Below are 21,202 nucleotides of genomic sequence, written 5' to 3'. Positions count from 1 at the left end.
AGTCGCCATGGATGAACCACTCGCTACCAAGCCCGCCGTTCTGCTGGTCGACGATGAAGAGTCGATCCTCAACAGCCTGCGCCGCCTGTTGCGCAGCCAACCCTACGACGTCGTGCTGGCCACCAGCGGCGCCCAGGCGCTGGAGATCATGGCAACCCGGCCCATCGACCTGGTGATGAGCGATGCGCGCATGCCCGGCATGGACGGGGCCACACTGTTGGCCGAGGTCCACCGTCTGTACCCGGGCGCCCGCCGCATTCTGCTCACCGGTTATGCCGACTTGACCACCATCGTCAAGGCGATCAACGACGGCCAGATTCACCGCTATATCAGCAAACCCTGGAATGATGAAGAGTTGCAGTTGATCCTGCAGCAAACCCTCGAACACCAGCGGCTCGAGCGTCTCACCCATGCGCAGAACGACCAGCTCAAGGCGCTAAACGCCACGCTGGAAAAGCGCGTGACGGCGCGCACCGCCGAATTGCAACAGACCGCCGACATGCTCGACCTGGCCTACGACGAGCTCAAGCGCAGCTACGTGACCGGTACCGAAGTGTTTTCCCTGCTGGCCAACCTGCGCCTGCCCAAAGACAAGCAGACCAACCGCGCGTTGATCGAATTGATCCGCGTGTACTGCGCCGCCCAGTCCATCGATGAAGCCAGCACCCGCGACCTGACCATGGCCGCCGCGCTGTACAACATCGGCAAACTGAGCTGGAACGACAGCATGATGCTTGCGCCATCGGACAAGCTGCACAGCACCGACCGCGGCCTGTATCGCGAATACCCGACCCAGAGCGAGTCGTTGTTGATGACCCTGGAGCCGATGAAGGACGCGGCGCGCATCATTCGTCATCACCAGGAGCGTTGGGACGGCTCGGGGTTTCCCGACCACCTCAAGGGCGACGCGATCCCGCCCGGTTCGCGGTTGTTGAAGCTGGCGGTGGATTTCATCGAATTGCAGAAGGGCCTGATCCTGGAACGGCACCTGAACAGCGACGAAGCGCTGCTGTATATCCGCAAGTACGCCGGGCGCCTGTATGACCCGGAGCTGGTGGAGGATTTCGTGCAGGCCTGCGCCACCTTTCTCAGCGATGTGACCCTGGGTGATCCTACGGTCAAAGCCCTCACCACCCGCGAGCTGGAGGACGGTATGGTGCTGGCGCGCAACCTCAATGCCGACAACGGCATGTTATTGCTCAATGCCGGCAAGGTGCTGAACCTGCCGCTGGTGGACAAGCTGATCGCGTTCGAGACCATGGAGGGCGCCAAGTACACTGTATTTATCAAGACGCCCGACGAGGTGCCGCCCAGCGCGTAGCTAGACGCCCCAGGCTACGTGCTTGCTGCCGTGGTAATCAAAGATGCCCCTGATGAAGTAGACATCTTTGCCACCTTCTTTGCCGTTCCGTTCAATTGCCACGCGCCAAGGACTACGGCCCGAGCCGGCCTGTACCTGGGGTAAATCGACATAGGTGTAGTTGCCTATTCGCTTGCGGCTGAGGCGGCCGGCTTGGATATCCTGGGTGATTTCCTCAAGTTTGGCCGTGGCAGGGGCGGGCAGGAGTTTTTTCTGGGTTTGCGCCAGGTCATCCAGTTTCACGAGGTTGATGAGCGGATCGCGAGTGGGCGGCACTTGCGCAACGCCAGGCAGCGCTGGCACTGGCCTTTCAACCCTATGGGTTTGAGCGCGGGGGACTTCAAACTCCAGGGGTGTTGAAAACTTGGGCAGGATATTTTCGAATGCTGTGACGTCTCGACTGTCCACCATGGCTAAGCCCGCGTCTGCACCAGGCTGGCCTCGGGATAGGGCGATATAGGGAATACCGGATTTTTTGAAATCTTCTGAAAAGGAGGCGACGTTAAGTTTGGCGATTTTTGCCTTGAAGGTATCCGTCAGGAATGCATTCAGGGTTTCTTGCGTCTCAGGCAGCAAGAAGAATCGGTGCGCTGCCTCTTGGGGGGTAACGCCCAGAGTCGAGGCGAGTTCATGAATGCGTGTGCGGCGATCGGGGTGGTTTGCAAACGCTGAGAGCGCAGCGTCTTGCCAGGTAGGAAGTTCATATTTTGCCGAGAACTTATTCATCGCCGTCTGGTGTTTGTTCGTGATGGCGTACCCTACAAATTGTGCGCCTGTATCGGGGTCGGCAACGGCAATCGATGTTCTGATCTGTTTGTCGAAGTTATCGTTTTTGCCAATGAGCCTTTTGACTCTTTTAAACAACTCCTCCTTGTCCAGCGCAGACAGAGGTCGCGCAAATGCGTGTGTCGACAGGTGGATATGTTCAAGCGTGGTCAGCTCGAACCGCAGGTTCAACAGGGTACTGCGTAATTTCTGTTGATTGGCTTGGCTCAAGCTTCTCTGGTTCGATAGCCAGCGGCGAAATTCAGCTTCATCCAGGGCGCCGAGTTGTTGTCGGGCGCGAGTGATCAAATCGAGTTTCTGGGAGTCGCCGGTTTGTTCTATGACGCGCTCGAAATCCCGCATTTCCCCTTCCGTTGCGAAAAGCCGCATGGCCGCGATCAGGTCCGCATCCACCTGCTGTTCAGGCGTCAGAGGACGCAGGGAGCCCAGAATAGAACCTCCGCCCCACGTGTTTTTCTCGAAACGCGGCTTCCAGCCTCTCTCGTCGCCCGGTACGACCATAAAGTCCATTCTGTTGCCGGCTGGATCTTTCACATAGCGTACGTTGTCCTCTACATAGGACTGATACAGGTGATAGTGGCCGGCTTCATCACGCATTGCGATAAATTGGTTGTTGTACTTATCAAGAAAGTACGGTGCGCTGCCTGTTGAGTGCCTACGCAGATAATTGTTGCTTTTGGCAAACGCTCCTACGTCAAAGAATGCGTCAAGCTGATTCGGCAGTCGATACGGTTCGACATTGAGCCAGGCCGGTTCCAACGGTCGGATTGAAGCCTCTGATAGTGCGATGTTGGGTTTTTGACCCGCATCGATTTTTTTGACAAGCCCCGGGATCCGGCGCTTCAGCTGATGGGCCAGGTTCAACCCTCGGTTGATGCTGCGGCGCAAAAGCGCCAGGGTGGTCTTGCCGGGTATCACGCCGAGCAGGAAATCGGCGACTTCGACCCCAAACATAAAGGCGTTCACTGCCGATTCGCGGAAAATCTGCGCATTACTCCGTGAACGGTGATCGGCGTGCGCAAGTTGAAACCCCAGTTGCGCCGAATACAGGTACGCATGCAAATTGCCGGTGACCGGCGTCAAGGTATAACGGTGCACACCGCGGGTATCGTTGAAAATCCGCGTCATCTCTTTTGTGTCTTTGGTCGCCATGCGCGGGATGAAATAGGCCTGCCATTCAGGTTTTGCTTTGAGCGTGTCCAGCTCCACCAACCCGTTGACCAACTCTCTGAAGGGCACGCCATCTGGAGCATCCGGGGTATACAGCACACTGACTCCGTCAGGCTTGGTGTCTTTTCGATGAATGACCAGGACGTGATGGATGACCTGCCCCCCTTGACCTCTTGCCTGCGCGGCGCCCAGCACCAGTAGGTTGACCTCTATCTCGCGCTCACTGACCCGGGGGCGGGTGGTTGAGTCGGGGTGCTCCGTGATTGCCTTTATCCAGTCAAGCCCACTGCCGGGTGTTTGGAATATAAACAGTTTGGCGGCGTCAGGGTTGAGACGGCTCTCCAGGGCATCCTTGTTCATTTTTGCCGCGTTGGCGCGCTGCCAGGCTGTTGCGAAGGTGCTTGCCTCGCCGCCCTGCGAGAAGGTTGACCTCAGATAGGCATCGTATTTCTGGCCAATGTCGGCCTCCTGGGCGAGCGCGTGCAAATCGTCATTGCTGAGTTTGCCCCGCAGTTTTCCGGCCGTGTCGATAATGTTCGCGGTGGCGTGGATCGTTCTGTGTACCTCATGCACCGACCAAGGGTCGACGTTACGTTGGGCATAACTTCCCAGGGTTCGCAGATCCACGACGACCTGGGTACGCCAGGTGCCCCACGTCAGTTTTTTGCCCGGCAGAAACTGCGGGATGTTGATTTTGCGATCTTCGCTGATATAGACCGTGGCGCTTTCCTCGTCACGATACCCGGTCACCTGGGCTGACCGGGAGGTGGTTGACACACGCAGGTGGACCAGGCTTCTGTAAGGGGCAATATCCACGTTGGCATAGGTCGGCTTCTGGGTTTTGAGCACCTTGTCGGTTTCTATCCGAGAGAACGCTTCCAGCGTCAAGATCTTCTCAAGAAACGGCGTGAGCGCCGCATGGCTGTCAATCAGCTCTTTTTCCAGTTGCCTGTACCGGACCTGATCTTGCGAATCGGCGGTTTTCAACCACGCAGGTTCGGCTGCCAGCAGGTGCAGGCTGCGGGCCACAAAGGCCTCTGCGATATCCAATTGCGGTGCCAGGTCCGCGGCCAGGTCGAGTTCGGCTGCCGATGGCAAAGTCTCCTTGCGCATCGCCTCGCGAATGGAAAAAAACTGCCGAATCCGTACTGAGCGGACACTGTCTGCGATCACGTCAGCGGTTATCTGCGTCGGGTTGCCTGTAAGCACGGGCAAGCCGCTCAGTGCTGTGCGTGCTGCCGTCGGCAGGCTTGCGATCAGGAGCTTGCCTGCCGATCCGCCGTCCTGTACACGGGCCGCGACGGTTTCGTTCAAGCGCGCCAGGCTGGCATGTTCCTCAAACCCCGTGCTCGGGCTATAAAGCATCACGCTGCCCGACACAGGCGTCTTGATCGAGGGACTCAGGATGAAGGCGCCGGCGAATTCACTGCCATCCTCCAATGCCAGTCGATACACCGCGGGCCTGTTGTCGACGGTAAACGCCCGTTCCCGTGCCGCAGCACTTGGGTACTTGAGCACGTTGTCCGCCAGCGTCCGCCCATTGGCCGACAACGTGCCGTCAACTGAGCTCAATGCCAATTGATGGGCCAGCACCTGTCGGCGCAGTGCGACCAGTTGCTCCTCCCGGTTGGGTTGCGCACCCTGTCCTGTCCTCCAGAATGCATTCAGGCTTACGGTTGTCGCTAATTCCAATGCGGCGGCCAGGGTTGCAGTCGAGCCGACTGAAGCGAGGCGTTTGTCCGTTTCCAGCGTGTTGCATTCGCGGAAGAACGCGCCGGTCTCCTGGGTCAGGTAGGCCTCTGCGTTGGGCGCACGCAAGGTTTTCAGGAGCTTGCCCAGTGTTTCACAGGACACAAGTTGCGTTTGCCCCTGCGTGTCCTCCCTGTATCGACTGTAGAAAATCTGGTTTGGATTGATGGGCCGATGCACGTCGGGAAAGATCCCGGCCAATTGCTCCTGGTACACGCTGCCCAGGCTCGGCTGTTGCTGCAGCAGTTGGTCGGTTTGGGCGCTGAGCTTGTCAAGCTCCCTGATCAGGTGTGCCTGCTGTTTGTCCAGCGCTAGCGAAGCAGGCACCTCCACGGGTAGCGTCATGGGCTGCAAGGACATCGAAGAAGTGCTCCCGCCCTGGAGGGGTTGCGGGTCATCAGCCTGTGGATTCATGGGGGGAGGCAATGAAGTATGCATGGGTCGACTCTTATAACGGGGGCATGGTGCACCACAGGTGCAGCACGCCGGCTGAATAGGAGTTGGTGAGTGTGGGGGCGCCGGTATTGGCTTGAGTGGTACTTGTATGTGACTCAGCGCAAGCCCGTTGCCAGCGCCTGGGATGTGTATGATCCTGGTGTTTTTTTCAATCCGAGGCGTTTATTTCATGTCCATGACAATTCGCATTGCTGCGGCCCTGTTGATCGGCCGCGACGGTCAAACCCTGCTGGTGCGCAAGCGCGGTACTCAGGCCTTCATGCAGCCTGGCGGCAAAGTTGACGCTGGCGAACAACCCATCGAAGCGTTGTCCCGTGAATTGCAGGAAGAACTGAACCTGCGTATCGATCCAACGCACGCGGTGTATCTCGGCCAATTCTCGGCGCCTGCCGCCAACGAGCCGGGCTTTACCGTACAGGCCGAGTTGTTCCAGGTGACAATCGACGCAGCCGTCTTCCCCGCTGCGGAGATTGAAGAGGTGCGCTGGATCGATCCGATGAGCGACGGTGGCTTGCATCTGGCACCGTTGACGCGTGACTTCATCCTGCCGTTCTATCGCGATTCGCTGGCGAGCGCATGATGATCCGCCAGTTGCTCAGCAGCGATGCGCAAGCCTATCGCGCGTTGATGCTCCAGGCGTACGGCGCTTATCCCCAGGCGTTCACCTCCAGCGTGGCCGAACGCGCAGCGATGCCGTTGAACTGGTGGCAGAAGCGCCTCGACAGCCCACTGGATCGGCTGCTTGGCGCCTTCGAGGGCGATCAACTGGCGGGTATTGTCGGCTTGGCGTTCGAACCTCGGGAAAAGGCGCGGCACAAGGTGACCTTGTTCGGTATGTACGTGACCCAGGCTCACCAGCAAAGAGGCTTGGGCCGGCAACTGGTAGAGGCGGCGCTGGCAGAAGCCTGCCGGCATCCGCGCCTGACGTTGATCCAACTGACGGTGACTGCCGGCAACGATGCAGCGTTGGCGCTTTACCAGCGCTGCGGTTTCATTCAGTACGGCCTGGAGCCGTTGGCCGTGCGGGTAGGTGACTAGTATTTCGACAAGATCCACCTGTGGCGGGAATTGGCGGATCAGTGACCTCCCACAGGGTTGCCTGCGGCGCTTAGCGCACTGCACTGACCCCATCCAGGGTGGAAAACGACGTGTCCTTGGCCGTCAGCAAAAAGTCGCGCATGTACGGCGCATCCAGCATGTCCGCCCGAATCCCCGCATACAGCGTTGCAAACAAACCTTTCTCGCCCAACCGCTTGGCCTTCACATACCCGCGTGAGCTGTATTCATGCAGTGCCCAATGCGGCATGCCGCACACGCCACGGCCGCTGGCCACCAATTGCATCATCATCACCGTCAGTTCCGAGGTGCGTACCTGGGCCGGTTCCACATCGGCGGGCTCCAGGAAGCGGGTGAAGATGTCCAGGCGGTCGCGCTCCACCGGGTAGGTGATCAGGGTTTCAGTCAGCAGGTCTTGCGCAACGATGTACGACTTGTGCGCCAGCGCGTGCTGGTTGGCCACCGCCAGCATGGCTTCATAGGTAAACAGCGGCACATAGGTGATGCCCGGCAACTCCAGGGGGTCGGAGGTCACCACCAGGTCCAGGTCGCCACGGGCCAGGGCCGGCAGTGGGGCGAAGGCGAAGCCCGAGGCCAGGTCCAGCTCCACTTCCGGCCAGGCATCGCGGAACTGGTCGATGGTCGGCATCAGCCATTGGAAGCAACTGTGGCATTCGATGGCCATGTGCAGCCGCCCGGCGGTGCCGCCGGCCAGGCGTGCGATGTCTCGCTCGGCGCCGCGCAGCAAGGGCAGGGTGGCGTCGGCCAATTGCAGCAGGCGCAGGCCGGCGCTGGTGAAGCGCAGCGGCTTGGTCTTGCGCACGAACAGCGGCATGCCCAGGCGTTCTTCCAGTTCCTTGAACTGATGGGACAGCGCCGACTGCGTCAGGTGCAGGCGTTCGGCGGCTTCCACCAGGCTGTCGGCTTCGCGCAGGGCGTGCAGGGTTTTGAGGTGGCGGATTTCCAGCACGGCGGCCTCCATGAATAAAATTTGTGCTTAATGATAAGGCATTGAGCACTATTCATGTTGCCCGCCAGGCCATTCAACTTATTCCAGTGCCTCGAAGTGTTGCCTGGCAAGGGGTTTGTCGATATTGCCGCGCCAGATTTCAACGTCCGCGAAGGTGGCTCCGGCGCCCGCCTGGGCTGCTCGCCACTTCATGCCCAGGTATTGTTGGTCGTAGCGCTTTATGTGCGCCTTCTCAAAGCTGCCGAACGGGGATCGCGGTGTCACGTAGTGAAAGTGCGCGTACCAGATCAGTTTGTCGGCCTTTCCCTGCTTGGTCGTGCTGTAAACCTCATACTCCTGCAGATAGTCGTCTTGTCCGTCAGGACGTTTGTCTCTGAGCTTTTGGCGTGTGCCTTTCTTTCGAATCACCACTCGACCTTTTTGAATCAGGTAATCCAGGTAGCCCTCGGTCGGCGTATTGCTTTCCAGGCTGCGCTGGATCCGCAGGGCTTGCCCTGACTGCTCAAGTGCACTGGCCCGGTTTCGCAGTTTTTCGACGATCGGGTTGTCGGCCTCCAGGCCTTGCACGGTCCTGGCCCGGGTCCTGAGGCCTTTGGCTTCACTGACCAGCATATGTTCGAGGTTGACCGGCTCCATGGTTTTGTAGCCCCGGACTTTGTTTTCGACGGCATCCACCGCATCCAGCCGGGCAGAGGCTTCCGCTACGATGACCTTGACGTCAGTCGGCAGCTTCGGTGAGGCGGCCACCGAGCCGCTATGGGTCGGGTTCAAGCGAAAGGTCTCGCCATCGCCGATTTTATCCCATACCTCAATAGTCGCCCCATCGGCGTCCTGGGTCATGAATTGTCTTGGCGACTGTTGCCCTGCGGGTATTTCGGTGCCGATCAATAGTTGCCCATCTTCGGTTTCAAAGACCTTCCGAGTATCGGTGCGCCTGCGTTCGGAGGCGGGCATGGCTCGCTGAGCTTTTTTAATCAGGCTCCTGAGGTCGTCTTGCAGGAGCGAGAGGAAACGTTGGTCGAAATGACTGGGTGACCTCTCCTGCCAGGTGATCAGGTCAAGGGAAAGCTCTTGGTAGACCTCGATGCAGTTTTGCAGTACCCGGTTGCGTTCTACCACGTCGAGACCCACCTCGCGGAGGGTCATGTGTGTGGTCGAGGCACGATCGAATCTTTTTCTGGCGGTTTGCACCGCGGTCTCCAGATAGACCCAGTCAATGCTCCTGACTGTCGGCTCAGGCGTAAGGGCTTGTAAAAGGTTGCCGCTTCTTATGGAGGCGATGCGAAGATCGGTGAATTTTTTTTTCCACTCATCCAGATAGGTTGCCAACTCCGTACGCTTGCTTTTGACGGTTATGCGTTTGGTCCACGTGTTCATTTCCTTTTTAAAGGCCTCTACCCGTTTCAGTTCATCGAGCAGGTCGAGACGGCACTGTCTGATTTCAAGGGTCAGGGCTTTGCGCCGACCATGCCCAAGCGACGCGCTATTGAGTTCTTGAGTGATCGCGATTGCTCGCTCAGTCAAGGCCAGTAAGCGGTTATTGGCGTGTTCGAGTAGGCGGTTCAACCGATCTGAAACGATTTGCGCTGTTTTACTCAGTTCCTGGGGAATGTCGAATTCGGGTAAGCGGATTTGCTTCTGCCTGGCATCTTCGAACGAGGTGTGCATGTTCGTTGCGTCTTCAATGTCCTTGGTCAGGGCGATATCCAGTGCTCTGCTGTCGTTGGTCTTTTGAGCAGACACCACGTTCGCGTCTGGATAGTCGTCCAAGTGTTTTTTCAGTTTTATGTCGCTCTGTGCTATCTGATCGACTAGCTCGTTGTATCGCCTTATCAGCGACCTATTGAGTTCAAGGCGCTGCATGTGGACCTCAAGCGCTGCTTGAGGAAGTTGTCGATTGACAGCCGGTGGCACGCTCGAGCCCGCACGCGATGTCCCCTGTCCGCGCCTGCTGCCGCCGCCATACCCGGTGAGATGGCCGCCATGCAATGCCGAGTAAGTGTTCCACTGCTGCGCTTCGTCAAAAGCAATGACCGGCGAGTAGAGTTTTGCCTTGGCGACCAGCCGCATTTCATGGGCCGTCGGTTCAAACCTAACCTTGAAGTAACGTCCACCGTCTGCGATGAAATGCTCGCCGGAAGTATGCCGTAGCGTATGGCGATAAGGACCGGTCTGCACCGCTTGCAGGCTACCGAGTTCGAGGGGTTGATCGAATTCGTAGCCCGCGAAACGATGGGCGGTGGTTCTCTTCACCTCACGTGTTTTCAGGTTGCGCCAGAAGGCAGGGCGCCCTGTGTATCTGGCCTGGTGCTGGCGAGTCAGCGTGCTGGCGGTGGAGGGGCGGGCGGGGGGCAGGGCTGCAAACGTCGCGGCGTCCATGCCCGCATACACCAGGCTTTCGAACACCGAGGCCAGTTGCTCAATGCCGTGGTGCACGTCGTCCTTCCTGAAGGCATCGACGGCCGCATACAGGCTGGTGACGGCATCGGCCAGGGAGACCGCAGTGCCGATCAGCGGAATAAAACCCAGCGCGATTTTGATGCCGTTGAGCAAAACGCCCGTTTTGAGCGCGTATTTCGCGTCTGCCAGGTCCTCATTGGAACGGGCGTCATTTCGATTGCCTTCAATCAGACGGCCCATGTGCGTATCCAGCTGATGGGCTGCCAGTGAGGTAGTGACCGGCCAAGGGAAGCCGACACCGATGACCGCGTCGTAGCTTTTGACCATGGCCTGGTCGATGCGGTTGATGTGAGACTGGACCTCTGCGGTCAATGCACGGCTTGCCACGTACTTGACCATGGTGTCGAGATTGCATAGATCGAACAGTTTTTTGCGCGCCTGTTCCAGGCTGTCGAAGCGTCGCAGGCATCGTTCGTCTGGCGCATCGGGCAAGTAAAGTAACGTGACCCCGGAGGTTTTTTCCTGAATGAAACTGATGCCTGAAAGGGTGACCGTGCCATAGCGATTATTGTCGCTGTCGTCGACCAGGGTCGCCGGCAGCAGGGCAATACGTTGGGTACCGACTTGCCACGCGTTGTGCGTATCGGCGTGGATCGCGGTGGTCCATACCCGCAGATCGTCGGCGTTGATATGGCCTTGCATGAACGCCATCTGGCCCTGAATCTGGAGCATCAGGCGCAGCGGTTCGGTCAGGCATTCGCGGCGGTAGTCCCGTTGGAACGTCGACTCCTGGGAGGTGCCTCTGAAGGCTTGGTAGATTCGCGTTTCGTAGGCTTTGGCCAGGTTGAGGTCGCTGACCATCTTGACCAGGTAGGCACCGTTGATGCCTGCCTTGAGCCTGTTGAGCTCGGCGGTATCGTCAGCCGTCACGTCCAGGGTCATGTAGTGCAGCCGCTTGCCCAGGCTACTGTCGATGTTCTTCAAGGCCAGTTCATCAAGGGACATCTTGCTGCGCTTCAGGCTGGGTGCGGTGGTTACTTTGACTGCGGTTGCGCCCACGCCGCTGCCGCCGGTTACGGGGTCTTGGATATCTCTTGTCGAATCAGGCAGATCCAGTTGCAGGCTGAAACCCTGGGTGATCGAGAAGTCTTTGCGCACGCGTGAATCGATTGTGAGCCTGACGAATTCATCACGTGGCGGCAGGGATTGAACGAGCAGGGCCTGGGCCCGAACGAGCGCCGGAATGTATGCCTTGAGCCGAGCGTTGAGGCTCTCCCGTTGTTCTTCTGTTTGGGTGACCAGCCAGGTCGGCAGTTTTTGCGCCAGGTGGCCGCTGTTGTGCTGTTCCACGATCTCCAGATAGGCCGCTTCGCGGGCGCTGTGTTCGGGCACCCGGAGGTTGTCGAGGGTTTCTTCGCGTAATTTTTGCAGGCATTCGGCCAGTTTGTCGGCATCGTCGGGGGTGGCATAGGTCGAGCGCAACTGCGCAGCGCGTTCCTCGAAATAGACTTGCTGAAGGCTGAGGCTGTGCTCAAAAGGATTGCCGGTCAGCTCCTTGAGCACCAAGGCAAGCTGGTCGTCCTGGGGGGTGATTTTGAACAAGGCCTCTTCCAATGCCTGGCGGGAGGTAAAGCGTTGCAGGGCTCCCCCGGTGCCCGGCCAGTAAACCATGTAACTGGCGGCGGTTGTCGCAGGCGATTTCAAGGCCGTTGCGGCGGTGAACACCAACGGCCCTTTGAGCTCGCTCTCAGTGATTTTTTTTGTGGCATTGGTTTGGTGGGTGACCGAGAGGGTCATCGAACAGGCCGCTACTTCTACGAGGCGGTCTGCGGCCACGGGCGAATCAAGGATGACCTCCAGCAGTTTCAGTTCATCGGCGCTGATCTGGTGCAGCGCCCGCTGAATCTGTGCTTCGATTCTCAGCCCCGCCACGCGCGCATTGTAAAGCGCGGTAAATTGGGTATTGAGGGTCGCTAAGTCGCAGGGGCGTCTTTCCAGCATGAGGCGTGCCGCGGTGCCTGACGCGTGCTGTTGTACTCGCAACTCATCGAGTTGCTGCTTGAATTGCTGCAGGCGCGTGTCCCGTTCGGCTGCAGGCGTACCTTCGCCCAGCAGGGTGTCCAGGGCGGTACGTTGTTGCAGCACTCGGGCCTGGCGTTGGCTCAATGGCAGGCCGGGGTAGAGCAGGCCGAACTGCGCAAGCGTGCCCTCCTCGAGGGGCGAGGGTGTCGGCGGTTCAGGCGCCGGGGCAAACAGCGATTGGCTCTGGCGCTGTTTGTCAAACGCTTCGATGGGCAGTCGCGCCAGGTTGGCATTATCGATTTCGATACCCGGGACAGGCTTGATCGCTTCGCGGTATTGGGCATCGGCCAATAGATTGAGCCAATGGCTGATACCGCTTTCCAGGGGGTTGGTTTTGAGGCGGTAGTCAATGGTGGCCAGGGGATCGGGGGTCGAGGTCGAAAACAAGACCTGTTGATGATCGATCAACCAGCGTTCCATGTCCGTGCGCTTGGCGAACGTGCGCCAAGCCGGTTGATGGGCGGGCAAGTACAACAACTGGCTGACCGGCTGATCGGTATCGAGGGTTAACACCCATGCTCCCGGCAGGATCAGAGCGTCGGCAGTGGGGCGCTTGAGCACGATGTGTTCGGTGCAGATCTTTTCGGCCCCTGGCTCTGCCAGCAGGGGATCGATAATGGCAAACATTGGGTTGAGCGCCGCGGCGCTGATTGCACCTTGGGCCAACAGCGCTTCGCCAGAGGCCTCGAAGTGGATCTTGTACAGCGCGGTGGCCCTTGTACGACATGACACAGGTTGGTTGGGCGCGCGGTTGTTCAAAAAGTGCCGGGTCCAGGCATCCTTGATTGCCTGCTCCAGGTCCAGCCCTTTGAGTTCATCCAGCACCATGGGCACCGTGTACCCTGAAAGCCGGTGGTTGGCCGGTAGGTAGATGAGTGCCCCCTCGGGCACTTGGGTCGTATCCAGCGAGGGGTGCTGTTGCATGTAAAGACAGGCTTCGTTTATGGAGAGGAGGCTTGATCCCCGCGTTTGGGTGGCCAGGAACTTCAGGCCGGTGCGCTCACCGTCCAGTTGTAACTGCTGCTGGAGCATCTGGTTGATCACCGTGCGCACCGATGGCGTGCCGGCCATCAGTTCGCGCATATCCTTGCAGCAGTCTTGCCAGCGCTGTGTGGCGTCCAGCAGCAGGTTTTCGTCAGTATTCGCGGGCGGTAGCAGGCGTGATACTCCGAAGTCGTTCAGATTGACGTCTGGGGTGTCGGTCATGATGGCGGCTCATTCATAAAAAACGATTAGAGAGCGATCGCCATAACCGGTGGTGGGATATAACTATCGGACGACCGTTGAGCGGCCTTCATCAAACTGTCATGCAACCGTGGCAGCACGCTTGAACAAACTTCATCAAACTCGCGCTCCACTGGGGTTCTGTGTGTTGGTGTTTTTCATGCGCGTGTTGTTTTTACTGGCCGCTCTCTTATTCGGCCTGCCGTCTTTTGCGGCGTCTCGATGTGATGTCAATGTTCCGACCCAAACGGTCGACCTGGAGCAGGTGAGCATCGCCTACCAGAGTATCGGCCGTACCTCCGACCCGGCCTTGCTGCTGGTGATGGGGTTGGGCGGGCAATTGATCCACTGGCCGGATGAAGTGGTCGTGGCCCTGTGCGAACAAGGGTTTCGGGTCATCCGCTATGACAACCGTGACGTGGGCCTGTCCACTTGGCGCCAGGCTCCGGCCAGCGCCAACCTGACCTTTGAAGTGCTGCGCTACAAGCTCGGCCTGCCGGTGGCGGCGCCCTATACGTTGACGGATATGGCCGACGACGCCCTGGGCTTGATGGATGCGCTGCAGGTTCGCCAATTTCACGTACTGGGCGCGAGCATGGGCGGCATGATCGCCCAGCATCTGGCGGCGATGGCGCCGCAGCGGGTGGAAAGCCTCACGCTGATCATGACCAGTTCCGGCGCCGAAGGCTTGCCCGCCCCGAACGCTGCGCTGGTGCAGTTATTGTCGCGACGCAGTGCGCCGAATCGTGAGGTGGCGCTTGAACAACAGGCGGATTTGCTTGCGGCACTGGGCAGCCCGGATGTGAAGGATGATCGCCAGGCCCTCTTGCGCCAGGCCGCACAGTCCTATGACCGCGCCTTCAACCCCGAAGGCGTCAAGCGCCAGATCATGGCGATCCTCGCCGAACCGAGCCGCGTGCCGTTGCTCAACCAACTGCGCGTGCCGACCCTGGTGGTGCACGGCACCGCCGACCCGCTATTGCCGGTGATGCATGGCGTTCATTTGGCTGCGCATATCCGGGGTAGCCGGTTGAAGTTGATTCCGGGCCTGGCCCACCGATTTCAGGAAGTATTCAAGGCGCCCCTGCTGGCGGCGGTGCTGCCTTACCTGCAAGCCCATCGCGATGATGCGGCGCACTGGGCGCGGGTTGACGTGGGTGCGCCTTCGAAGCTGTTGTAAAGGTGGTGTATCGTGTGGCTTTTGCAGCGCATGAATGCCAGCGAGGTTGCCCACCATGAGTACTGCCCTGAAAATCGATTTCATCAGCGACGTGTCCTGCCCCTGGTGCATCATCGGCTTGCGCGGCCTGACCGAAGCCCTCGACCAGCTTGGCGCCGACGTGCAGGCCGAGATTCATTTCCAGCCGTTCGAGCTGAACCCGAAGATGCCCCCTGAAGGGCAGAACATCGTTGAGCACATCACTGAAAAATACGGCTCCAGCGCCGAAGAGTCCCAGGCCAATCGCGCGCGTATCCGTGACATGGGCGCGGCGTTGGGCTTTGCCTTTCGCACCGACGGCCAGAGCCGCATCTACAATACCTTCGATGCGCACCGTCTGCTGCATTGGGCCGGGTTGGAAGGTTTGCAGTACAACCTCAAGGAAGCGCTGTTCAAGGCCTACTTCACCGACGGCCAGGACCCTTCCGACCACGCGACCCTGGCGATCATTGCCGAAAGCGTCGGCCTGGACCTCAAGCGCGCCGCCCAGATTCTTGCCTCTGATGAATATGCCGCCGAGGTGCGCGAACAGGAGAAATTGTGGATCACCCGCGGCGTGACCTCGGTGCCGACCATCGTGTTCAACGACCAGTATGCGGTCAGCGGTGGTCAGCCGGCCGAAGCCTTCGTTGGCGCGATTCGCCAGATCATCGAAGAAGCCAGGAAGTAACCGCCAGGCAAAGATCCAAATGTGGGAGGGGGCTTGCCCCCGATAGCAGTATGTCAGCCAACGGATTGGTTGCTGACACACCGTAATCGGGGGCAAGCCCCCTCCCATATTTTTTGATCTGTGCAGGTTTGAATGTCTCGCTGGCCCATCCCTTGCATTGACCCCTTAAAGCCCATCCGGCCTGCGGCTGGGCGCTGCCATTAGGGGTGAAACATTACCTTGAATATTCTTGACCTCGACCACAGCCTCACCGGTCAGGCGCCGATTGCCCGGCGGTTGGCCAGCGGCCGGGCAACACGCCTCGATCTGCTGGACCTGGGCCCGAAACTGCGCCTGTGGTCCACCGAAAAAACCTGGAAACGTTTCGTCGAGCGCCTGGCCCAGCGGCCACGGCCCAGCGATGCGCGCCCTGAGATCCTGTTCGTCGGCTCCGGCGACTATCACCACCTCACGCCGGCGTTCCTGGCCGACCTGAAGGAGCCCGTCAGCCTTATCCACTTCGACAACCACCCCGACTGGGTGCGCTTTGCGCCCAAGCGTCACTGTGGTTCGTGGGTCAACCGTGCGCTGAAGATGCCGGCGATCAAACGCATCGTCACCCTCGGCCCGTGCAGCGATGACCTGCATAACCCGCAACTGCGCGGCGGTAACCTTGGCGCTCTCAAGCGCGGGCACTTGCAGTTGTTTCCCTGGCAGCACCCGCCGTCGAAAGTCTGGGGCCGGGTTGGCGACGGTGCCGGTCACCAGCAGCAGGAAAACCACCTGCACTGGCGCAACCTGGCGGAGCTGGACTGGGCAGCCTTCCTCGACCAGATGATCGCCAGCCTGCCTACCGAAGCGATCTGGATCACCCTCGACAAAGACGTGCTGGCCAGCGAAGACGCCGCCACCAACTGGGACCAGGGTGGCATGCGCCTGAGCCACTTGCTCCAGGCCCTGCGGGCGTTGGCGGCGCATAAACGCATCATTGGCATCGACGTGTGCGGCGAGTTTGCGGCGCCAGCCTTCAGCAACGCCTTCAAGCGCTGGGAGGCCAAGTCCGACCAGCCACCGCCCGAGCGTTGGAGCGCGCAGGATTTGCAGCGCAATGCGGCGACCAATGAAGCCCTGATCGACCTGTTTGAGGAGCTGTTCCCGTGACCCTGACCGTGGTGCTGTTGCTGGCGTTTTCCATTGTGCTCGATGTGATTGGCCAGTTGTGTTTCAAGCTGGGTGTGGACCGTCTACCGCAACTCGATGGCGGCTTTCGTCTGCGTGCGTTCTGGGGCCAGGTGTTCAATGCGCCGCTGCTCTGGGCCGGCGTCGGGGCCTATGTGATCGAGTTTTTCGTCTGGCTCGAAGCTTTGTCCCGTGCGCCGTTGAGCCTGCTGTTTCCGCTGGCGGCGTTGGCCTATTGCCTGGTGGTGCTGGCGGGCCGGGTAGTGCTCAAGGAAACCGTCAGCCGACGGCGTTGGCTGGGCACGCTGGTGATTACCCTGGGCGTGATGTTGGTGGCGATTGCGGGAGGCCAGGCATGAGTACGCAAACCCTCGATACGGGCTGGCTGCATGGGCGTTTCGGCACGTTGGTGCTGTGGGCGCTGTTGATCGCCACTGAAAGTGCCGGGCAGTTGTTTACCAAAGTGGCCGGTGATCAATTGGGCCAGATGGATTTCAGCTGGCAGTGGCTGACGCAGGTCGCGCACAACCCCGGGATCCTGGCGGCGATTGCCAGTTATCTCGGCGCATTTTTTGTGTGGATGCTGATCCTGCGGCGCAGCAGTTTGTCTTTGGCCTTTCCATTGAGTTCGCTGGTGTTTGTGGCGGTGCTGCTGGGGTCCTGGCTGGGACTGGGCGAGCACATCAGCGTTTTGCACTGGGTGGGTGTGGCGGTGATTGTGGCGGGGATTGCGTTGTTGGCGGAGGGAGAAGAAAACTGACCGGTCTGGTATGTCAGACTCGGTTCAAAATGTGGGAGGGGGCTTGCCCCCGATGAGGGCGTGTCAGTGAGTACATGTGCGACTGACCCACCGCTATCGGGGGCAAGCCCCCTCCCACATTTTGATCTCTATACATCAGGTGGATAAGGGGTGGCTTTTAATTGAAGGAGTAGCTGAGCGCCGTCTGCACCTGGCCCTGGTTGACGCTGCCGGCCTGCCTGACAATGCTGCTGTTGGCTGCCGAGCCGACCAGGTGGACCCAACTGGCGCTGGTCAGCAATGACCAGTGCGTTGCCAGCGGGAACGCGAAGCTCTGGCTCAGCGTCACGTTCTGCAAGCCACCGCTGGCGTTGTAAGGCCGAAAGCCCGTGGCGGCGGCTTCGTTGTTGTCCACGCCGAAGAAGGTATTGGCCTGGCGTGCATCGGCAAAATGCGCGACCAGCCCGGTGCTGCCGATAATCCCGCCACCCAGTGGATAGCCCAGTTCGCCGCCCAGTTTGCCGAGCGCGCCACTTTGCGTATGCCCACCGCCCACGGCCTGGCCCAACTGCGCGTAGACCCGCCAGAAATCGGCCGGAGCGTATTGGACGAACCCGCCGACCTCGGCCATGTCCGACACATTGCGCAGACCTTGCAGCGCGCCGTTGGACGTACGGCCCGACAGGTAATTGATGTACGGGCCGGCTGTGATGCCATGGGCGTTCAACGCGCTCCAGGTCAAGCCGTCATCGGTACTCAGGCTGACGTCGCCCCAGTCCAGGTCCAGATAGGGCACGGGGCGGGTTTCGTAGCGGCTGCCCGTCGGGTCATGGGGCTGGTAACTGAGACCGGCACCCACGTCGCCGCTGATGCCTTGTGCCCAGGCGGTACTGGAGATGCCGCACACCCCCAAAAAACTGGCGAATACAACGGACGTGAGTTTGGACATGGCGCGCTTTCCTGGTGAGTTCATGCGCGCATGAACGCGCAGACCCCGGCTCCCACGCAAGCACTCATCTTGTTTGTAGCAAGCTACAAAAATTGTAGCTTGCCGAACACATATTCGCCCAAACCCCTGAGAACGCCCCAGCCCCGCTGGGCTTTGGCCTGTTGGCACGCTCCCTGCTCTACCGGTAATGCAAGCGCATACAGCGCGCCTCTTTCCAAAGGTAGACGCAATGAACCAATGGCATATCGTGTGTGACTTCGACGGGACCATCACCCCTACCGATGTCATCGACAACGTCCTCCAACGCTTCGCCGGCCCCGAGTGGGAAACCATCGAACAGCAATGGCTGGATGGACATATCGGTTCACGCGAATGCCTGAGCCGCCAACTGGCGCTGATCAAGGCCACCCCCAGTGAACTGCTGGCGTATTTCGACAGCGTCGAGATTGACCCGGACTTCCCGGATTTCGTCGATCACGTCATGGACCTGGGCGCGACCCTCGAAGTGGTCAGCGACGGCATCGAGCAGGGCATCGCGCGCATTCTGTCGCGCAACTACGTGACCTTGCTGCCGATCCTCGCCAACCGCCTGCGCCAGGTCGACCAGAACAGCTGGCGCATCGACTTCCCGCACGCCAGTGATGCCTGCCGCGCCGCTTCCGGCAACTGCAAGTGCAAGTCCACACCGCGCAACAAGCGCGTGCTGGTGATCGGCGACGGTAAATCCGACATGTGCGTGGCCTCCACCGCCGACTTCGTGTTCGCCAAGGGCAGCCTCGCCGAGTATTGCGTCGCCCACCGCATTCCTCATGCGCGCTTCGACACCTTCGCCCAGGTGCCTGCCTTGCTGGCTCAACTGCCGCAAGGCATCGCCGCCAACGCCACCACGTTCAACACCTCTTTTGACACTCAGGAACTCTTCCATCATGTCTGATATCCGCATCGCCACCGCCGAAGACCAGATCCTTCTGGATAAAGAAGCCAAGTACTGCTCCTACGGCGACACCGTTCACTACATCGAGCCGCCGCGTATTTTCAGTCGCTGCGAAGGCTCCTACGTGTGGGACACCGAAGACCAGGCCTACCTCGACCTGCAGATGTGGTACTCGGCCGTCAACTTCGGTTATGCCAACCCGCGCCTGAACAATGCGCTGAAACAGCAGATCGACACCCTGCCGCAGATCGCCAGCCAGTACCTGCACAAAGGCAAGATCGAGCTGTCGGAAATGATCGCGGTCGACGCCAAGAAAAAATTCGGCCTCGACGGCCGCGTGCACTTCAACGTCGGCGGTTCGCAATCGATTGAAGACTCGTTGAAGGTGGTGCGCAACGCCAGCAACGGCAAGAGCCTGATGTTCGCCTTCGAAGGCGGCTACCACGGCCGTACGCTCGGTGCCTCGTCGATCACTTCCAGCTTCCGCTACCGTCGTCGCTACGGCCACTTTGGCGAGCGCGCCAACTTCATTCCGTTCCCGTATCACTTCCGCGGCCCGAAAGGCATGACCAAGGAAGAATACGGCAGCCACTGCGTGCAGCAGTTCGCGCGCTTGTTCGAGACCGAATACAACGGCGTCTGGGACCCGAAAACCAACCAGTGCGAATACGCGGCGTTCTATGTGGAGCCGATCCAGGGCACCGGCGGCTACGTGATCCCGCCGATGAACTTCTATCGCGAACTCAAGCACGTCCTGGACCAGCACGGCATCCTGATGGTCTCGGATGAAATCCAGATGGGCTTCTACCGCACCGGCAAACTCTGGTCGATCGAGCACTTCGACGTGCAGCCGGACGTGATCGTGTTCGGCAAGGCGCTGACGAACGGCCTCAACCCGCTGGGCGGCATCTGGGCCCGTGAAGAGCTGATCAACCCGAAGGTGTTCCCGCCAGGTTCGACCCACTCTACCTTCGCCTCCAATCCGTTGGGCACGGCGGTGGGCCTGGAGATGTTCAAGATGACCAACGAAGTCGATTACGGCGCGATGGTCATGGCCAAGGGCAAATACTTCCTCGAAGGCCTGCAGGATTTGCAGAAGCGTTTCCCGATCATCGGCGACGTCGACGGCCTGGGCCTGGCGCTGCGCTGCGAAATCTGCGGGCCGGATGGCTTCACCCCGGACAAGGCGACACTGGACTACATGGTCGAGGAAGGCATGAAAGGCGACATGGTGGTGGATGGCCAGAAACTCGGCCTGATCCTCGACGTGGGGGGTTACTACAAGAACGTGATCACCCTGGCACCGTCCCTGGAAATCAGCTACCCGGAAATCGACCTGGGCCTGAAGCTGCTCGAGCAACTGCTGGTGCGAGCGACCAACCGGTGAACAGCGCTGTTCTAAATAGCCAAGGGATCGACCTCGGTGAAGGCGATGCCGGCTTCGTTCTCGGTGAGGGGCCGGTCGGGATCCTGTTGATCCATGGCCTGACCGGCACTCCGACGGAATTGCGCCAGGTCGCCAAGGGGCTGGTCAAGGCGGGCAACTGCACGGTGTACGTGCCCACCCTGGCCGGGCACTGCGGCGATAACAGCGACCTGCAGGCCACCGGCTGGCGCGACTGGTACGAAGGGGTGCGCAAGACCTTCGTACAGGTCAAGCGGCGTCACGCGCAGGTGTTCGTCGGCGGCTTGTCCATGGGCGCGGTGATGTCGATGTACGTGGCGGCCGAGCACCCGGGGCAGGTCGCCGGGCTGCTGATGTATTCCACCACCTTGAAGTACGACGGCTGGAGCATCAACAAGCTGGCCTTTCTCACGCCGTTGCTGATGAAGATTCCGTTCGGCGTGCACGTTTGCAGCTTCGAAGAAAAGCCGCCCTATGGCATCAAGAACCAACGCCTGCGGGCCATCGTCGAGCGGCAGATGAAGGAGGGCGAGAGCAGCGAGGCGGGGCTGTTGACCATGGAAGGCATCACCGTGCGCGAGTTGCATCGCCTCAACGCCGTGGTCAAGAAACGCATGCCGGCTATCAAGACACCGGCGCTGGTGTTGCACTCCATCGAGGACGATATCACCAGCCGTTGGAACGCCGATTACGTGGAGCGCCACCTCGGTGGCCCGGTGACCAAGATCCTGCTGGATAACTGCTATCACATGATTACCGTCGACCTGCAATACCGCCGTGTGATCGAGTTGAGCGCCGAGTTCGTCGAGCGACATTCGATGCATCTCAATCGTGTGGCCTGATGCGCTTACCTGTAGGCCCGAGCTTGCTCGCGA

General features: G+C 59.8%; 15 protein-coding genes. 11 read left to right on the top strand and 4 right to left on the bottom strand.

What is annotated here, in order from left to right; translation table 11 throughout:
* The first annotated feature begins 7 nt into the window (after window positions 1-7).
* The gene (locus CIB54_RS08400) at window positions 8-1,321 is read left to right on the top strand and encodes a response regulator c-di-GMP phosphodiesterase, NosR family (protein ID WP_065951784.1); all 1,314 of its coding nucleotides are present in this window, start codon (window positions 8-10) and stop codon (window positions 1,319-1,321) included.
* On the opposite strand, the gene CIB54_RS08395 is transcribed toward CIB54_RS08400, so the two are convergent.
* Window positions 1,322-5,425: a dermonecrotic toxin domain-containing protein gene (locus tag CIB54_RS08395; RefSeq protein ID WP_101219470.1), complete on the bottom strand. Its 4,104-nt coding sequence runs from the start codon at window positions 5,423-5,425 to the stop codon at window positions 1,322-1,324. It abuts the gene before it with no gap.
* 265 nt (window positions 5,426-5,690) lie between these two features.
* Between CIB54_RS08395 and CIB54_RS08390 the strand changes: the two genes are divergently transcribed.
* A complete protein-coding gene (locus CIB54_RS08390; RefSeq protein ID WP_101219487.1) occupies window positions 5,691-6,101 on the top strand; it encodes an NUDIX hydrolase in 411 nt (136 codons plus the stop codon).
* Window positions 6,098-6,559, top strand: coding sequence for a GNAT family N-acetyltransferase (locus CIB54_RS08385; protein WP_101219469.1), 462 nt, complete (start codon window positions 6,098-6,100; stop codon window positions 6,557-6,559). The genes CIB54_RS08390 and CIB54_RS08385 overlap by 4 nt, the downstream gene beginning before the upstream one ends.
* Window positions 6,560-6,629: 70 nt before the next feature.
* On the opposite strand, the gene metR is transcribed toward CIB54_RS08385, so the two are convergent.
* Together metR and CIB54_RS08375 are read right to left on the bottom strand one after the other, a co-directional pair.
* Window positions 6,630-7,547, bottom strand: coding sequence for a transcriptional regulator MetR (gene metR / locus CIB54_RS08380; RefSeq protein ID WP_065951787.1), 918 nt, complete (start codon window positions 7,545-7,547; stop codon window positions 6,630-6,632).
* Between the two features lie 78 nt (window positions 7,548-7,625).
* Window positions 7,626-13,235 (bottom strand): dermonecrotic toxin domain-containing protein, encoded by a 5,610-nt coding sequence (locus CIB54_RS08375; protein ID WP_101219467.1) that lies wholly within the window; start codon window positions 13,233-13,235, stop codon window positions 7,626-7,628.
* Between the two features lie 178 nt (window positions 13,236-13,413).
* On the opposite strand from CIB54_RS08375, the gene CIB54_RS08370 reads away from it, so the two are divergent.
* The 5 genes from CIB54_RS08370 to CIB54_RS08350 all read left to right on the top strand — a co-directional run bounded on the left by CIB54_RS08370 (window position 13,414) and on the right by CIB54_RS08350 (window position 17,060).
* The gene (locus CIB54_RS08370; RefSeq protein WP_101219485.1) at window positions 13,414-14,433 is read left to right on the top strand and encodes an alpha/beta fold hydrolase; all 1,020 of its coding nucleotides are present in this window, start codon (window positions 13,414-13,416) and stop codon (window positions 14,431-14,433) included.
* Between the two features lie 55 nt (window positions 14,434-14,488).
* Entirely contained in the window at window positions 14,489-15,142 is a 654-nt protein-coding gene (locus CIB54_RS08365; protein WP_101219465.1) for a DsbA family oxidoreductase, read from the top strand.
* Between the two features lie 219 nt (window positions 15,143-15,361).
* Entirely contained in the window at window positions 15,362-16,282 is a 921-nt protein-coding gene (locus CIB54_RS08360; protein ID WP_065951790.1) for an arginase family protein, read from the top strand.
* Complete coding sequence (locus CIB54_RS08355) at window positions 16,279-16,659, top strand: DMT family transporter (protein ID WP_065951791.1); 381 nt, start codon at window positions 16,279-16,281, stop codon at window positions 16,657-16,659. The genes CIB54_RS08360 and CIB54_RS08355 overlap by 4 nt, the downstream gene beginning before the upstream one ends.
* Window positions 16,656-17,060: a DMT family transporter gene (locus CIB54_RS08350; protein ID WP_065951792.1), complete on the top strand. Its 405-nt coding sequence runs from the start codon at window positions 16,656-16,658 to the stop codon at window positions 17,058-17,060. Before CIB54_RS08355 ends, CIB54_RS08350 begins: the two co-directional genes overlap by 4 nt.
* 157 nt (window positions 17,061-17,217) lie before the next feature.
* On the opposite strand, the gene CIB54_RS08345 is transcribed toward CIB54_RS08350, so the two are convergent.
* Window positions 17,218-17,988 carry a MipA/OmpV family protein gene (locus CIB54_RS08345; RefSeq protein ID WP_065951793.1) on the bottom strand — a complete coding sequence of 257 codons (771 nt, stop codon included), beginning with the start codon at window positions 17,986-17,988 and terminating at the stop codon, window positions 17,218-17,220.
* Between the two features lie 229 nt (window positions 17,989-18,217).
* Between CIB54_RS08345 and CIB54_RS08340 the strand changes: the two genes are divergently transcribed.
* The 3 genes from CIB54_RS08340 to CIB54_RS08330 are packed head-to-tail and all read left to right on the top strand — an operon-like array spanning window position 18,218 to window position 21,169.
* The gene (locus tag CIB54_RS08340) at window positions 18,218-18,922 is read left to right on the top strand and encodes an MtnX-like HAD-IB family phosphatase (RefSeq protein WP_101219463.1); all 705 of its coding nucleotides are present in this window, start codon (window positions 18,218-18,220) and stop codon (window positions 18,920-18,922) included.
* Window positions 18,915-20,309, top strand: a complete 1,395-nt coding sequence (locus tag CIB54_RS08335) for an aspartate aminotransferase family protein (protein ID WP_065951795.1) — start codon at window positions 18,915-18,917, stop codon at window positions 20,307-20,309. Before CIB54_RS08340 ends, CIB54_RS08335 begins: the two co-directional genes overlap by 8 nt.
* A complete protein-coding gene (locus tag CIB54_RS08330) occupies window positions 20,306-21,169 on the top strand; it encodes an alpha/beta hydrolase (RefSeq protein ID WP_101219461.1) in 864 nt (287 codons plus the stop codon). Before CIB54_RS08335 ends, CIB54_RS08330 begins: the two co-directional genes overlap by 4 nt.
* The last annotated feature ends 33 nt before the right edge of the window (window positions 21,170-21,202 follow it).

This window comes from Pseudomonas fluorescens (assembly GCF_002837185.1).
Lineage (GTDB): Bacteria > Pseudomonadota > Gammaproteobacteria > Pseudomonadales > Pseudomonadaceae > Aquipseudomonas > Aquipseudomonas fluorescens_AM.
The sequence above is the reverse complement of the archived record's forward strand: the minus strand, read 5'-3'. Positions and strand labels throughout refer to the sequence as shown.

Bases quoted from the DNA above. Each gene is read 5' to 3' on its own strand.
- CIB54_RS08390 (WP_101219487.1), top strand. From the start codon at position 5,691: ATGTCCATGACAATTCGCATTGCTGCGGCCCTGTTGATCGGCCGCGAC.
- CIB54_RS08340 (WP_101219463.1), top strand. From the start codon at position 18,218: ATGAACCAATGGCATATCGTGTGTGACTTCGACGGGACCATCACCCCT.
- CIB54_RS08345 (WP_065951793.1), bottom strand. From the start codon at position 17,988: ATGTCCAAACTCACGTCCGTTGTATTCGCCAGTTTTTTGGGGGTGTGC.
- CIB54_RS08350 (WP_065951792.1), top strand. From the start codon at position 16,656: ATGAGTACGCAAACCCTCGATACGGGCTGGCTGCATGGGCGTTTCGGC.
- CIB54_RS08395 (WP_101219470.1), bottom strand. From the start codon at position 5,425: ATGTCCTTGCAGCCCATGACGCTACCCGTGGAGGTGCCTGCTTCGCTA.
- CIB54_RS08335 (WP_065951795.1), top strand. From the start codon at position 18,915: ATGTCTGATATCCGCATCGCCACCGCCGAAGACCAGATCCTTCTGGAT.
- CIB54_RS08370 (WP_101219485.1), top strand. From the start codon at position 13,414: ATGCGCGTGTTGTTTTTACTGGCCGCTCTCTTATTCGGCCTGCCGTCT.
- CIB54_RS08375 (WP_101219467.1), bottom strand. From the start codon at position 13,235: ATGACCGACACCCCAGACGTCAATCTGAACGACTTCGGAGTATCACGC.
- CIB54_RS08365 (WP_101219465.1), top strand. From the start codon at position 14,489: ATGAGTACTGCCCTGAAAATCGATTTCATCAGCGACGTGTCCTGCCCC.
- CIB54_RS08385 (WP_101219469.1), top strand. From the start codon at position 6,098: ATGATGATCCGCCAGTTGCTCAGCAGCGATGCGCAAGCCTATCGCGCG.
- CIB54_RS08400 (WP_065951784.1), top strand. From the start codon at position 8: ATGGATGAACCACTCGCTACCAAGCCCGCCGTTCTGCTGGTCGACGAT.